Genomic DNA, 13,213 nt, shown 5'->3' on the forward strand with positions numbered 1-13,213 from the left:
CCCGTCACCCCTCTTACCCCCGTTGTCCCCGTCGAAGGAGGACGAGATGGCTGCGACCACGACCGACGACCGGCTGCGCCGCTGGCGCCTGGTGCTCGGCGGCGAGGCCGACGGCACCGGCTGCACCCTGCGCGGCCGGGACGCCGCGATGGACGGCGCCCTCGCCGCGCTCTACCGGGGCGCACCCGAGGAGGGCGGCCGTCCGGCCCGCGGCGGCCGGCGCGGTGCCGGGCTCGGCGGCTCGGCCCCGCAGGTGGCCCGCTGGCTGGGCGACATCCGCGAGTACTTCCCGTCGACCGTCGTCCAGCTGATGCAGCAGGACGCGATCTCCCGGCTCGGCCTCGACCGGCTGCTGCTGGAGCCGGAGATGCTGGAGGCCGTCGAACCGGACGTGCACCTGGTCGGCACCCTGCTCTCGCTCCGGCACGCGCTGCCCGAGACCACCCGGGAGACCGCCCGGGCCGTGGTCGGCAAGGTGGTCGCCGACCTGGAGCGGCGGCTCGCCGACCGCACCAGGGCCACCGTGGGCGGCGCCCTCGACCGCAGCGCCAGGGTGAACCGGCCCCGCCACCGCGACATCGACTGGGACCGCACCGTCCGGGCCAACCTGGGCAACTACCTGCCCGAGCACGGCACCGTCGTCCCCGAGCGGCTGGTCGGCCACGCCCGCGCCCGGCACGCGGTGCGCAAGGACGTCATCCTCTGCATCGACCAGTCCGGTTCGATGGCGCCGTCCGTGGTGCACTCGGCGGTGTTCGGCGCGGTGCTCGCCTCGATGCGGAGCCTGGACACCCGCCTGGTCGTCTTCGACACCTCGGTGGTCGACCTCACCGAGCAGCTCACCGATCCGGTCGACGTCCTGTTCGCCACCCGGCTGGGCGGCGGCACCGACATCAACCGCGCGCTCGCCTACTGCCAGTCGAGGATCACCCGGCCCGCCGAGACGGTCGTGGTGCTGATCAGCGACCTCTACGAGGGCGGGATCCGGGACGGCATGCTGCGGCGGGTCGCCGCGATGAAGGCGGCCGGCGTGCAGTTCATCGCCCTGCTGGCGCTCTCCGACGAAGGTGCGCCCGCGTACGACCACGCCCATGCGGCCGCCCTGGCCGCGCTCGGCGTACCGGCCTTCGCCTGCACCCCCGACGCCTTCCCGGAGATCATGGCCGCGGCGATCGAGAAGCGCCCCGTCCCGGTGCCTGACCAGGGAGTGTGAGGATTCACCCGGACGCGCTAAACCCGCCCGCCGGTGGGCGGGGCCCGCGCCGCACCGCTCTAGGCTGTCTGTGACGGTTCTCACCCAAGACGGGAAGGCCCCGGGCGAAACAGTCCCGTCGTACGGGGATAACCTGCCAGACGGACGTGACGCGCGTGTTGATTGACGTGTGCGCCCGTGGCTGTGTGGGCCGCAAGGCCGTACCTCTGCGTACCCGCACCGCCCCGACGACCCGCAGCGAAGATCCTGCCGTGGCACGCTCGTAGAGACACAATCCGCGACCACGAACAAGGACAAACACGTGGACCTGTTCGAGTACCAGGCGAGGGACCTCTTCGCCAAGCACGGCGTGCCCGTGCTTGACGGCGATGTCATCGAGACCGCCGCAGACGCTGCCGCCATCGCGGAGCGCTTCGGCGGCCGCGCCGTCGTCAAGGCTCAGGTGAAGGTGGGTGGCCGAGGCAAGGCCGGTGGCGTGAAGCTCGCCTCCGACCCGGCGGACGCCGTCGCCAAGGCCGAGCAGATCCTCGGCATGGACATCAAGGGCCACACCGTTCACAAGGTGATGCTGGCCCAGACCGCGGACATCAAGGACGAGTACTACGTCTCGTTCCTGCTGGACCGCACCAACCGCACCTTCCTGGCCATGGCCAGCGTCGAGGGCGGCGTGGAGATCGAGGTCGTCGCCGAGCAGAACCCCGACGCGCTCGCCAAGATCCCGGTCGACGCCAACGAGGGCTGCACCCCGGAGAAGGCCGCCGAGATCGTCGCCGCGGCGAAGTTCCCGGCCGAGGTCGCCGACCAGGTCGCCGAGGTCCTGCAGAAGCTGTGGACCGTCTTCATCAAGGAGGACGCCCTCCTCGTCGAGGTCAACCCGCTGATCAAGTCCGGTGAGGGCAAGATCATCGCGCTCGACGGCAAGGTCTCCCTGGACGAGAACGCCGAGTTCCGCCAGCCCGAGCACGAGGCGCTCGAGGACAAGGCCGCGGCCAACCCGCTCGAGGCGGCGGCCAAGGCCAAGGGCCTGAACTACGTCAAGCTCGACGGCCAGGTCGGCATCATCGGCAACGGCGCGGGCCTCGTCATGAGCACCCTCGACGTGGTCGCCTACGCCGGAGAGAACCACGGCGGCGTCAAGCCCGCCAACTTCCTCGACATCGGTGGCGGCGCCTCCGCCGAGGTCATGGCCAACGGCCTGGAGATCATCCTGGGCGACCCCGACGTCAAGTCGGTGTTCGTCAACGTCTTCGGCGGCATCACCGCCTGTGACGCGGTCGCCAACGGCATCGTGCAGGCCCTGGAGCTCCTCGTGAGCAAGGGCGAGAGCGTCACCAAGCCGCTCGTCGTCCGCCTGGACGGCAACAACGCGGAGCTGGGTCGCAAGATCCTCGACGACGCCAACCACCCGCTGGTCCAGCGCGTGGACACCATGGACGGCGCCGCGGACCGCGCCGCCGAGCTGGCCGACAAGTAAGGAAGGGGACTTAACACCATGGCTATCTTCCTTACCAAGGACAGCAAGGTCATCGTCCAGGGCATGACCGGCGCCGAGGGCATGAAGCACACCCGCCGCATGCTCGCCTCGGGCACCCAGATCGTCGGCGGCGTCAACCCGCGCAAGGCCGGGACCACGGTCGACGTCGACGGCACCGAGATCCCGGTCTTCGGCTCCGTCGCCGAGGCCATGGAGAAGACCGGCGCCGACGTCTCCGTCCTCTTCGTGCCGCCGGCCTTCACCAAGGCCGCCGTCATCGAGGCCATCGACGCCGAGATCGGCCTGGCCGTCGTCATCACCGAGGGCGTCCCGGTGCACGACACCGCCGCCTTCTGGGCCTACGCCGGCTCGAAGGGCAACAAGACCCGGATCATCGGCCCGAACTGCCCCGGCCTGATCAGCCCCGGACAGTCGAACGCCGGCATCATCCCGGCCGACATCACCACCTCCGGCAAGATCGGTCTGGTCTCCAAGTCGGGCACCCTGACCTACCAGCTCATGTACGAGCTGCGCGACATCGGCTTCTCCTCGGCCGTGGGCATCGGCGGTGACCCGGTCATCGGCACCACCCACATCGACGCCCTCAAGGCGTTCCAGGAGGACCCGGAGACCGAGCTCATCGTCATGATCGGTGAGATCGGCGGCGACGCCGAGGAGCGTGCCGCGGCCTACATCGCCGAGCACGTCACCAAGCCGGTCGTCGGCTACGTCGCGGGCTTCACCGCCCCCGAGGGCAAGACCATGGGCCACGCCGGCGCCATCGTCTCCGGCTCCTCGGGCACCGCCCAGGCGAAGAAGGAGGCCCTCGAGGCCGCCGGTGTCAAGGTCGGCAAGACGCCGTCCGAGACCGCCCGCCTGGCGCGCGAGATCATCGCCGGCTGACCTCGGTCAGCGGCGCGACGAGCGCCCCCGCCCTCCCGGGCGGGGGCGCTCGCCCGTTCCCGGGCCGTTCAGCGCGGTGCCGGCCCGGTGGTGCAGGGCAGCGGCGACCACAGCGGACAGGCCGCCGGCCCCTGCGGCGGGGGCGCCCCGGCCCCCCGGGCCGCCGCGGGCAGCTCCCACCGGGCGAGGGCCTCCGTCCGCGGCTCCACCACCACCGCCTCGATCCCCGGCGTCGGACTGCACCACAGGCTGCGCACGCCGTTCGGCGGGCCGCCCGGCAGCACCGGCACGCCCGGCTCGTCGGCGTCCGGGGCGGGCACGCACACGGCCGGCTCCGGCGGCTCCGGCTCCCGGAAGAGTGCCGCCGGTCGGATCCCCACCAGGGTCGCCAGCACCGCTCCGCCCACCGCCACCGTCAGGGCCGCCGCCGCCCCGGTCCGGCTCGCGCTCCACATGCGGTGCCGCGCCCGCAGCACCGGCACCGGGGCCCGGTGGGGCTCCGGGCAGCCCCGCACCGCCGCCCGGTGCAGCAGGCCGCTGAGCCGGTCCGCGAATCCGGGCGCCGTCGGGTCCGGGCCCACCAGGTCCGGCACCGACTGGGCCAGCGCCGCCCGGGCCGCCCACACCCGGCCCTCGGCGGCCGCCAGCGTGGACTCCACCTCGACCGAGACCGCCGCGGCCGGCAGCCCCAGGCCGTCGTGCAGCACCAGCGCCCGCCGCTGCGGCCGCGACAGGCGGCGCAGCGCCTTCAGCAGCGCGCGGTCCCGGTCGGTCAGCCGGTCGTGGTCCGGCAGGACGGCCTGCGACTCGTCGGCCGGTCGGACGGTGATCCGGCGGTGCGGCAGGCTCCAGAGGTGCGAGCGCCGCGGGCCCCCGCGATGCCACGGCGACAGCCCCAGCTCGCAGGCCCGCACCCGTACCCATCCCTCCGGATTCCCCGATGCGGCCACCGCCTCCCACTCCCGCCGCGCCTGTCCGAACGCCAGCCGGACGCAGTGCACCGCCCGGTGCCTGCAGGTGGTCAGCAGGAACACCTGCTGCACCAGGCGGGTGTGGGCCGCCTCGTACAGCTCCTCGAAGTTCCGGGGGACGGCGGCCGTCGCGGAGCCGGCCGGGGCGGGCGCGGGGGCGTCGACCGGCTGCTCCGCCGCCCGGGCGGGGGCGGGCTCGCCGCGACCGCCCCGGTCGGCCGGGCCCGCCGGGGCCGGTTCACCCGCCCGGGCCGGTGCGCCGGGGCCGGTCGCTCCCGCGACCGCTCGGGGGCGCCGGCCGGCGCGGGCGGGCCCGGTGCCGGTGGGGGCGGTGGTCTGCCGCCCGGCCGTGGTCGGCGCCTCGGTCGGTGCCGTGGTCGGCGCGGTGGGGGTCGCTGTTTTCACGGGCGCGGGCTTTCCGGTGCTGGTGGGCGGGTTGCCGGGCTCCGCGGGGGCGGGGGCGGCGGGGGCCGGGGCGGCCGGGGAGCTCGCGGAGCGTGGGGGCGTGCGTGGGCGGCCGGTGCCGGGGGGTGCGCCGCCGGGCCGCTCGCCGGGGGACGGCTGCGGGCGGTGGCCGTCCGGGGCGGATGCGCGGTTCTCCTTCGGCCGTCCGCCGGTGCCGAGGACCGGGGCCCGGCCGGCGCCGTCGGCCGGGGGAACGGCCGGGCCCGGGGGCCTGGCCGGAGCCGGAGCCGGTGCCGCCGACGTGGCCGGGGGAGCCGCCGGGGGCGAGGTCTGGGGCGCGCGGAGGCCGGCGGTGAGGGCGACGGCCTCGGCCTCCGTGGCGGCGCCGAGCTTGCGCATGGCCCGCTGGACGTAGCTGCGGGCGGTGGCCGGGGTGACGCCGAGGGCGGCCGCGGTCTGCGGGAGGTCGCGGCCGGTGGCGAGGTGGCCGAGGGCCTGGGCCTCACGGGGGGTCAGCTTGCGCAGGAGGCGGGCGGTGTCCTGGTCGGCGCGGGCGGCCCGGGGTTTGCGGGGTCGGCGGCCGGGGGTGGGGGAGTCGGCCCCGGCGGGGTGTTCGGCGGTGGGTGGCGTGGTCATCAGACGCTCCGGGCCGGGGCGCCGGCGGCTTGGGGGCAGGGTCTGAAAATGCGCATAAGCCAATAATCTGGGACACGGCGGCAGTTTGCCGCTTCACCGAGCATGGCGAGTCGCCTTGGCACCATGAGGCGCATGACGCAGCTGATGGGCCGTCCGATCCTCGAAGTGCCGGGCGAGCTGGGTGGACGCCCGCTGCCGGCCGACCTGTTGGCGGGGGTGCGGACGGCGCTGGTCGGCCTGGCGGCGGTCGGGGTGCCGGTGCTGGGGCTCTGGGTGGCCACGCCGTACGCGGACAACGGCGCGGCCGGTGCCACCCGGTTGGCGGGTGCGCTGTGGCTGCTCGGGCACGGCGCGCCGCTGGTGCGGGGGGCCGCGGACGCCCCGCTGACCGTCACTCCGCTGCTCCTGGGCGTGCTGGCGGTGGTTCAGCTCTACCGGGCCGCCGCCGGCGTGGCCGCCCGGCGCGGGCCCCGGCGGCGGTGGGGCGGCCCGGTCGCGGTGTGGGCGGGCTACTGCGCGGTGGCGTTCGCGGTGGTCCTGCACTGCACGGGCGACGGGCTCTTCCGGACCAGGGTGCTGCCGGACGTGCTGGTGGTGGGCCTGGTGACCGGGCTGGCGACGGCGGCGGGCGCCCGCTCGGCGCGGGCCTCCGGTCCGGGTCGGCCGCTGCTGGACCGGCTGCCGCCGTCGCTGCGCCCGTCCGGTGGCGAGGCGGCGGTGCGCGGGGCCGCGCTGGCCGCCGGTGCGGGGCTGGCGGCGGCGGGCGGGCTGCTGGTGGCGGTCGCGGCGGTGCTGGCCGCGGTGGTCGGGGGCGGCCGCGGGGCGGCGGTGCTCGGGGGCGGTCCGGCGGCCCTGGCCGGCTTGCTGCTGCTCGGGGTCGCGCTGCTGCCGAACGCCGTGCTCTGGGGGGCCGCGTACGCGCTGGGGCCGGGCTTCGCGGTGGGCGCCGGGACGGCGGTGACCCCGGCCGGTACGGCGCTCGGCCCGGTGCCGGAGTTCCCGCTGTTCGCGCTGCTCCCGGCCGAGGGGCCGGGCGGCTGGCGGTGGGCGGCGCTGCTGCTGCCGGTGCTCGCGGCCGTGGTGCCGGCGGTGCTGCTGGGCCGGGCGGCGGCCGGTCACGGCCGCCCGGCGGAGCCCGCGGGGGAGCCCACTGGGGAGCCCGGTGCGGTGCCCTGGTCGCCGGCCGCCACGGCGGCGGCGGTGCTGGCGGCGGCGCTGCTGACGGGTGCCGGGGCGGCCGCCCTGGGCTGGCTGTCGGGCGGCGCGCTCGCCGGTGGGCGGATGGCGTGGATCGGCCCGGTGCCGTGGTGGACGGGCCTGGCGGCGGCGGGCTGGCTGGTGCTGGTGGCCGTGCCGGGGGCGCTGCTGACCCGTCACCGGGCGCTGCGTCCCGCGGTCGCCGCCTCTGGGGTCGCCGCCCCCGGGGACGGCGGTGTCGGGGACGGCGGTGTGGGGGGCGCTCCGCTCACCGCCCGCGCCCGGCTCGCGGCGCAGGCGCACCGGGGTGCGCTGCTGGTGCGCGCCCGCGCGTACGCCGCCGTGGTGCGCCTGAGCGGACCTCGGGAGGGGTGAGGTCCGGGACCTACCCGGCGTTCCCGGTGAAGTCCACGTACCACTTGGGCGCCAGGCGGTTGCAGTTCTCGGCGCCGACGGAGGTCAGCGAGTCCCGGACGCAGGTGACGTAGTCGTCGTAGTACACCCCGAGGGCGATCACCGAGGAGGCGACCACGACGGTCATCGCGCCGGTGAGGATGCCCGCGAGCGCGGCCGGGGTGAGCGGGTTCGGGGCGGCGGGCCGGGGCGCGGCGCCGGGGCCCGCGGCTGCGCGCCGCGGGGTGCGCATCGCGCTGACGCCCAGGACGATGCCGAGCACGCCGAAGAACAGGGCCGCCCACTGGAGGCCGATGAACAGGCAGACCAGCGCGGCCGGTCCGGCGAGGGCGGCGTTGCGGGCGCGGCGCTGGGCCGGGTCGGTGGGGTCGAGCTTCGGCGGCTGCGGGGCGGGGGGCCGCGGCCCCCGGCCGTCACCGTGCTGGACGGGGCCCCAAGGGTGCGGCGGCGGGAACTGCGGGCGCTCGCCGGTGCCCTGGCCGTCGGGCCCCTGGCCGCCGTCGCCCCGGGGGTGCTCGCCGGGCCAGGGGTTGCGCGGCTGCCACGGCTGGTCCGGGGCATCCGCCGGCGGCGGCGCGAAGGGGTTGCGCTCGCCGGTGTCGTCACCGCTGCTCATGGTTCAGCCATTCCTTCTCGGTCGGAGGGGCGGTCTCCCGCGCCCCCTATGATCCCGCAGCCGTTCGCCGGGGCTCCGGCGGCCCGCCCGCTGCCCGGGCCGGGAGGGGCCCGCCGTGGCCGTCCGGCGCGGGACGGCCGCCCGGGTTCCGGACGCGCCCCGCCGCGGCAACTGCGCTGCGGGGGGCGGGAGGAGATCCCCGTCTCAACTACGCGCGTAGCGCCGACAGGAGGGTTCGAGGGGCGTCCGACCAGCCGTTATCGTGGTGACGGTCAGCAGCTCACATAGGTTCCCGGGGGCCCGCGTCGCGGCGGGTTCTCCTGGTGTTCCCCCTCGCTCGACCTGCCGTTCGTAGTGGCCCCACCGCCGGTGGACGTACCAGCGGGCGGCGCCCGACCTACGGAGAATCGCGCAGTGGCCGCCCCCGCCCAGCTCTTCCCGCCCCGTACGCCCGGACCGGCCCGACTGGTGGTGCTGGTCTCCGGTTCCGGCACCAATCTGCAGGCGCTGATCGACGCCGCCGCCGATCCGGCCTTCGGGGCCGAGATCGTCGCCGTGGGCGCGGACCGCGACGGGATCGCCGGTCTGGAGCGCGCCGGGAGGGCCGGACTGCCGGTCTTCGTGCACCGGGTGAAGGACCACCCGGACCGGGCCGACTGGGACCGCGCGCTGACCGCCTCCGTCGCCGCCCACGAACCGGACCTGGTGGTCACGGCCGGGTTCATGAAGATCCTCGGCCCCGAGTTCATCGCGGCCTTCGCCGGGCGGATCGTGAACACCCACCCCGCGCTGCTGCCGTCCTTCCCCGGTGCCCACGGCGTGGCCGACGCCCTCGCCTACGGGGTCCGGGTCACCGGCTGCACCGTCCACCTGGTCGACGCCGGGGTGGACACCGGGCCGATCATCGCGCAGGGCGTCGTCGAGGTCGTCGACGCCGACCACGCCGATGGCGGCGACGCGCTGCACGAGCGCATCAAGACTGTCGAGCGCAAGCTGCTCGTCGACGTCGTGGGCCGGCTGGCCCGCGAAGGTCACCGCATCGAGGACCGAAAGGTATGGATTCCGGCATGAGCGCAAGCTCCACCACCCCTCCTGTCTCCGAGGACGTCCGTCCGATCCGTCGCGCGCTGATCAGCGTGTACGACAAGACCGGTCTGGAGGAGCTGGCCCAGGGCCTGCACGCCGCCGGGGTCGCCATCGTCTCCACCGGCTCGACCGCAGGCCGGATCGCCGCCGCCGGCGTCCCGGTGACCGAGGTCTCCGAGCTGACCGGCTTCCCGGAGTGCCTGGACGGGCGCGTGAAGACCCTGCACCCGCGCGTGCACGCCGGCGTGCTCGCCGACCTGCGGCTGGAGTCGCACCGCGCGCAGCTGGCCGAGCTGGGCGTCGAGCCCTTCGACCTGGTCGTGGTGAACCTCTACCCGTTCAAGGCCACCGTCGCCTCGGGCGCCACCCCGGACGAGTGCGTCGAGCAGATCGACATCGGCGGCCCGAGCATGGTCCGCGCCGCCGCCAAGAACCACCCGTCGGTGGCCGTCGTGGTCGACCCGGCCCGCTACGGCGACGTGCTGGAGGCCGTCGCCGGCGGCGGCTTCGACCTGGCCACCCGCAAGCGCCTGGCCGGTGCCGCGTTCGCGCACACCGCCGCCTACGACGTCGCGGTCGCCTCGTGGTTCGAGGCCGGCTACGCGCCGAGCGACGAGCGCTTCCCGGAGTTCCTGGGCGCGACCTGGGAGCGGCAGAACGTGCTGCGCTACGGCGAGAACCCGCACCAGGGCGCCGCGCTGTACAGCGACGGCACGGGCGGCCTGGCCGGCGCGCAGCAGCTGCACGGCAAGGAGATGTCGTACAACAACTACGTCGACACCGACGCCGCGCGCCGTGCCGCGTACGACCACGCCGAGCCGGCCGTCGCGATCATCAAGCACGCCAACCCCTGCGGCATCGCGACCGGCGCGGACGTCGCCGAGGCGCACCGCAAGGCGCACGAGTGCGACCCGGTGTCGGCGTACGGCGGCGTGATCGCGGTCAACCGCCCGGTCACCGTCGAGCTGGCCGAGCAGATCGCACCGATCTTCACCGAGGTCGTGGTGGCCCCGGGTTACGAGGACGGCGCCGTCGAGGTGCTGGCCCGGAAGAAGAACCTGCGGGTGCTGCTGGCCCCCGAGGCGCCGGCCGGCCGGCAGGAGGTGCGCCCGGTCTCCGGCGGCGTGCTGCTGCAGGACACCGACCGGGTGCACGCCGAGGGCGACGACCCGGCGAACTGGACGCTGGCCACCGGCGAGGCGCTGTCCGGCGCGGAGCTGGCCGAGCTGGCCTTCGCCTGGCGGGCCTGCCGGGCCGTCAAGTCCAACGCGATCCTGCTGGCCAAGGACGGAGCCTCGGTGGGCGTCGGCATGGGCCAGGTCAACCGGGTCGACTCGTGCAAGCTCGCGGTCGAGCGGGCCGGCGAGCGCGCCAAGGGCGCCTACGCGGCCTCGGACGCGTTCTTCCCGTTCGCGGACGGTGCGGCGATCCTGATCGCGGCCGGTGTGCGGGCCATCGTGCAGCCGGGTGGTTCTATCCGGGACGAGGAGGTCGTCGCGGCGGCCGCCGAGGCGGGCGTGACGATGTACTTCACCGGCGCGCGGCACTTCTTCCACTGATCGCCCGGTCGCCCGACCGTCACCGGCTGACGGTGTGACGGAGCGGCCCGGCCCCCTCCCGCGGGAGGGGGCCGGGCCGCTCGTCGTTCCGGCCCGGCGGCCGGTGGCCCGGTGCGGGCGCCGCCCGCCGGGCCCGGTGCTCAGTAGCGCGGCCGGGAGAACCAGGCGACGCCGTCCTTCACGCTCATCGAGACGATCATGATGATCGACACCGCGAGCCACATCAGCACGAAGACCAGGCCGACCGGGTTGGCCTTGTTGGCGAAGGTGCCGAGCAGCCCGAGCAGGCCCAGCAATGCGCCGAGCGCGCCGTACACCAGGGTGGTGACGCGCACGGCCGGGCCGCCCTTGCCGAACTTCGCGCCCAGCGTGATCGAGAACGCCGCGAACAGCGCGCACACGACGCCGATCACCACCAGCACACCGGCCGCCGCGTTGCCGAAGCCGTTGAACGGGTCGCTTCCGTCGATCTGCTGCGCCCGGTTGGTGACCTCCTTGGCCGCCGCGGCGGCGATCAGGTAGACACCCGCGCCGATGATCTGCACGGCGCCGATGACGAACAACAGCACCCGGGTGGTGACGACCAGGCCCGGCATGCTCTGCGGGACGGCCGGCGGGTAGCCGTAGCCCGGGGCGCCGTAGCCCGGAGCGGCCTGCGGGTAGCCGTACGCGGCGGCCGGCGGGGCCTGCTGGGGGTAGCCGTAGCCGGGGGCCTGCGGCGGCTGGCCGTAGGGGTTGTTCGGGTCGGGCGGGTAACTCATCGATGCCTCCGGGCAGTTACGGGGACGTGGGGACGGTGCGGAGGTCCCGGTTCCGGTCGGCGGGTCGGGTCGGCGACGGAACGGGGCGCGGGCAGGGCGGAGGCCCGGCACGGGGCCGGGCGGCGCGGTCGGCTCAGCCGCGTGGTGAGCGCGGTGGCGGCGGCGCGAGCGGAGTCGTCGACGGGCACGCCGCGGGCGGGACGACGCCTCGCTGGTCGGGCTGCTCGATCTGAAGTGGTCGGCTCACGTGCTCTTTCCCCCGGGTACGCCCCGCCGGGAGTCCGTCGGCCCGTCACCGGGCCGGTTCGCGGCAGGGAATGCCCGCATATCGTCGAACGGACGGCCTGGCCGTGTCCAGCCGGTTCCCCGCGCGCGGGCCGGACTGTGGCGCAACCGCAACGTGGCCAGGACGTTCCGTGTCCGTTCGGTCGGCTGGCGGGCCCTGGTACGGCGGCGCGCCGCGATCCGGGAGAATGGGGTCATGACTGCCCAGATTCTCGATGGCAAGGCCACCGCCGCCGCGATCAAGTCCGAACTCGCCGCCCGCGTGGCGGCCCTCAAGGCGAAGGGCGTCACGCCCGGCCTCGGCACCGTCCTGGTCGGCGACGACCCGGGCAGCCGCTGGTACGTGAACGGCAAGCACCGCGACTGCGCCGAGGTCGGCATCGCCTCGATCCAGCGCGAGCTGCCCGCCACCGCCACGCAGGAGGACGTCGAGAACGTCGTCCGCGAGCTCAACGCCGACCCCGCGTGCACCGGCTACATCGTCCAGCTGCCGCTGCCCAAGGGCCTGGACCAGAACCCGGTCCTGGAGCTGATGGACCCGGACAAGGACGCGGACGGCCTGCACCCGACCTCGCTCGGCCGCCTCGCCCTGGGCATCGAGGGCCCGCTGCCCTGCACCCCGCTGGGCATCGTCGAGCTGCTGCGCCGCCACGGCGTCGGGATCGACGGCGCCGAGGTGGTCGTGATCGGCCGCGGTGTCACCGTCGGCCGTTCGATCGGCCTGCTGCTCACCCGCCGCAGCGAGAACGCCACCGTGACCCTGTGCCACACCGGCACCCGGGACCTCGCCTACCACCTGCGCAAGGCCGACATCGTGGTGGCCGCCGCCGGTGTGCCGCACCTGGTCAAGCCGGAGGACGTCAAGCCGGGCGCGGCGGTGCTGGACGTGGGCGTCAGCCGCAGCGAGGGCAAGATCGTCGGCGACGTGCACCCCGGCGTGGCCGAGGTGGCCGGGTGGATCTCCCCCAACCCCGGCGGCGTGGGCCCGATGACCCGGGCCATGCTGCTCAACAACATCGTCGTGGCGGCCGAGCGCCGCGCCGGCGTCTGACACCCGACCGACACCACGACGAGGGACGGCGAGCATGACGGAACCGCGACCGGCGCGGACCCGGCGCAGGCCGGTCAAGACCACCGGCACCCTGCCGCCCGAGGGCTCGGCCGCGGCCCTCGGGCGTGACCACGCGCTGCCCGTCCGGCAGTGGCCGATAACCCTGGTCCTGCTGGTGGTCGGCGCCGGTCTCGCGGTCACCTGGTTCGCCGACTTCAAGGACGGCTTCAAGTACGGGCTGCTGATCCTCGGCGGCGGGGTGCTGCTCGGCGCCGTGCTGCGGCTGGTGATGCCCGAGGTCGGGATGCTGGCGGTGCGCAGCCGCTTCACCGACGTGATCGTGCTGACCTTCCTGGGCGCGTCGATCGTGCTGCTGACCCTGGTGGCACAGCCGAACCCGTGGCTGGAGATCCCGCTGCTCGACAACATCGGCCAGCTGATCGGCCGGCCCAAGCACTGAGCCGGGCCCCCGTGACGGCCCCCGCCCGGACCCTCCGGGCGGGGGCCGCCGTCGTTGTGACGCATCAGCCAGTCCGGTACCCGCGGCGTACGCTTCGCTTTGCGATAACCTGACGCCGGTCTCTCGATGTCGAGAGACCATCCTCGGCTCCAGTGCGCCGGTGTGCCTGGGGCACCTGGCGA

General features: G+C 75.2%; 11 protein-coding genes. 8 read left to right on the forward strand and 3 right to left on the reverse strand.

From position 1 onward, the window contains the following. Positions 1-46 precede the first annotated feature (46 nt). From AB0N04_RS11985 to sucD, 3 genes are all read left to right on the forward strand, one after another. Entirely contained in the window at positions 47-1,213 is a 1,167-nt protein-coding gene (locus tag AB0N04_RS11985; protein ID WP_360208968.1) for a VWA domain-containing protein, read from the forward strand. Positions 1,214-1,514: 301 nt separating this feature from the next. Then, positions 1,515-2,687, forward strand: coding sequence for an ADP-forming succinate--CoA ligase subunit beta (gene sucC / locus AB0N04_RS11990; protein ID WP_360208965.1), 1,173 nt, complete (start codon positions 1,515-1,517; stop codon positions 2,685-2,687). 18 nt (positions 2,688-2,705) lie between these two features. Then, entirely contained in the window at positions 2,706-3,590 is an 885-nt protein-coding gene (gene sucD / locus AB0N04_RS11995) for a succinate--CoA ligase subunit alpha (protein ID WP_350573897.1), read from the forward strand. Positions 3,591-3,658: 68 nt separating this feature from the next. On the opposite strand, the gene AB0N04_RS12000 is transcribed toward sucD, so the two are convergent. Next, a complete protein-coding gene (locus AB0N04_RS12000; RefSeq protein WP_360208962.1) occupies positions 3,659-5,602 on the reverse strand; it encodes a LuxR C-terminal-related transcriptional regulator in 1,944 nt (647 codons plus the stop codon). A gap of 132 nt (positions 5,603-5,734) precedes the next feature. Between AB0N04_RS12000 and AB0N04_RS12005 the strand changes: the two genes are divergently transcribed. Further along, positions 5,735-7,174: a DUF6350 family protein gene (locus tag AB0N04_RS12005; RefSeq protein WP_360208960.1), complete on the forward strand. Its 1,440-nt coding sequence runs from the start codon at positions 5,735-5,737 to the stop codon at positions 7,172-7,174. Between the two features lie 10 nt (positions 7,175-7,184). Here the strand turns inward: AB0N04_RS12005 and AB0N04_RS12010 are convergent, their stop codons facing one another. After that, a complete protein-coding gene (locus AB0N04_RS12010) occupies positions 7,185-7,829 on the reverse strand; it encodes a hypothetical protein (protein ID WP_360208957.1) in 645 nt (214 codons plus the stop codon). A gap of 414 nt (positions 7,830-8,243) precedes the next feature. Between AB0N04_RS12010 and purN the strand changes: the two genes are divergently transcribed. Further along, positions 8,244-8,900, forward strand: coding sequence for a phosphoribosylglycinamide formyltransferase (purN, locus tag AB0N04_RS12015; RefSeq protein WP_360208955.1), 657 nt, complete (start codon positions 8,244-8,246; stop codon positions 8,898-8,900). Beyond that, on the forward strand, positions 8,897-10,474 hold the full coding sequence (gene purH, locus AB0N04_RS12020) for a bifunctional phosphoribosylaminoimidazolecarboxamide formyltransferase/IMP cyclohydrolase (RefSeq protein WP_360208953.1): 1,578 nt from the start codon (positions 8,897-8,899) through the stop codon (positions 10,472-10,474). The genes purN and purH overlap by 4 nt, the downstream gene beginning before the upstream one ends. A 140-nt stretch (positions 10,475-10,614) precedes the next feature. Here purH and AB0N04_RS12025 read toward each other — a convergent pair whose 3' ends face one another. Then, a complete protein-coding gene (locus tag AB0N04_RS12025; protein WP_360223090.1) occupies positions 10,615-11,235 on the reverse strand; it encodes a hypothetical protein in 621 nt (206 codons plus the stop codon). Between the two features lie 481 nt (positions 11,236-11,716). Between AB0N04_RS12025 and AB0N04_RS12030 the strand changes: the two genes are divergently transcribed. Together AB0N04_RS12030 and AB0N04_RS12035 are read left to right on the forward strand one after the other, a co-directional pair. Continuing rightward, positions 11,717-12,571 (forward strand): bifunctional methylenetetrahydrofolate dehydrogenase/methenyltetrahydrofolate cyclohydrolase, encoded by an 855-nt coding sequence (locus AB0N04_RS12030; protein ID WP_360223087.1) that lies wholly within the window; start codon positions 11,717-11,719, stop codon positions 12,569-12,571. A 34-nt stretch (positions 12,572-12,605) separates the two neighbouring features. Further along, positions 12,606-13,031: a DUF3017 domain-containing protein gene (locus AB0N04_RS12035; RefSeq protein ID WP_360223084.1), complete on the forward strand. Its 426-nt coding sequence runs from the start codon at positions 12,606-12,608 to the stop codon at positions 13,029-13,031. Positions 13,032-13,213 lie beyond the last annotated feature (182 nt).

Source organism: Kitasatospora sp. NPDC051702 (assembly GCF_040681575.1).
Lineage (GTDB): Bacteria > Actinomycetota > Actinomycetes > Streptomycetales > Streptomycetaceae > Kitasatospora.

Coding starts and splice junctions, on each gene's coding strand:
- AB0N04_RS11985 (WP_360208968.1), top strand. CDS start 47: ATGGCTGCGACCACGACCGACGACCGGCTGCGCCGCTGGCGCCTGGTG.
- sucD (WP_350573897.1), top strand. CDS start 2,706: ATGGCTATCTTCCTTACCAAGGACAGCAAGGTCATCGTCCAGGGCATG.
- AB0N04_RS12000 (WP_360208962.1), bottom strand. CDS start 5,602: ATGACCACGCCACCCACCGCCGAACACCCCGCCGGGGCCGACTCCCCC.
- AB0N04_RS12005 (WP_360208960.1), top strand. CDS start 5,735: ATGACGCAGCTGATGGGCCGTCCGATCCTCGAAGTGCCGGGCGAGCTG.
- AB0N04_RS12010 (WP_360208957.1), bottom strand. CDS start 7,829: ATGAGCAGCGGTGACGACACCGGCGAGCGCAACCCCTTCGCGCCGCCG.
- purH (WP_360208953.1), top strand. CDS start 8,897: ATGAGCGCAAGCTCCACCACCCCTCCTGTCTCCGAGGACGTCCGTCCG.
- AB0N04_RS12025 (WP_360223090.1), bottom strand. CDS start 11,235: ATGAGTTACCCGCCCGACCCGAACAACCCCTACGGCCAGCCGCCGCAG.
- AB0N04_RS12030 (WP_360223087.1), top strand. CDS start 11,717: ATGACTGCCCAGATTCTCGATGGCAAGGCCACCGCCGCCGCGATCAAG.
- AB0N04_RS12035 (WP_360223084.1), top strand. CDS start 12,606: ATGACGGAACCGCGACCGGCGCGGACCCGGCGCAGGCCGGTCAAGACC.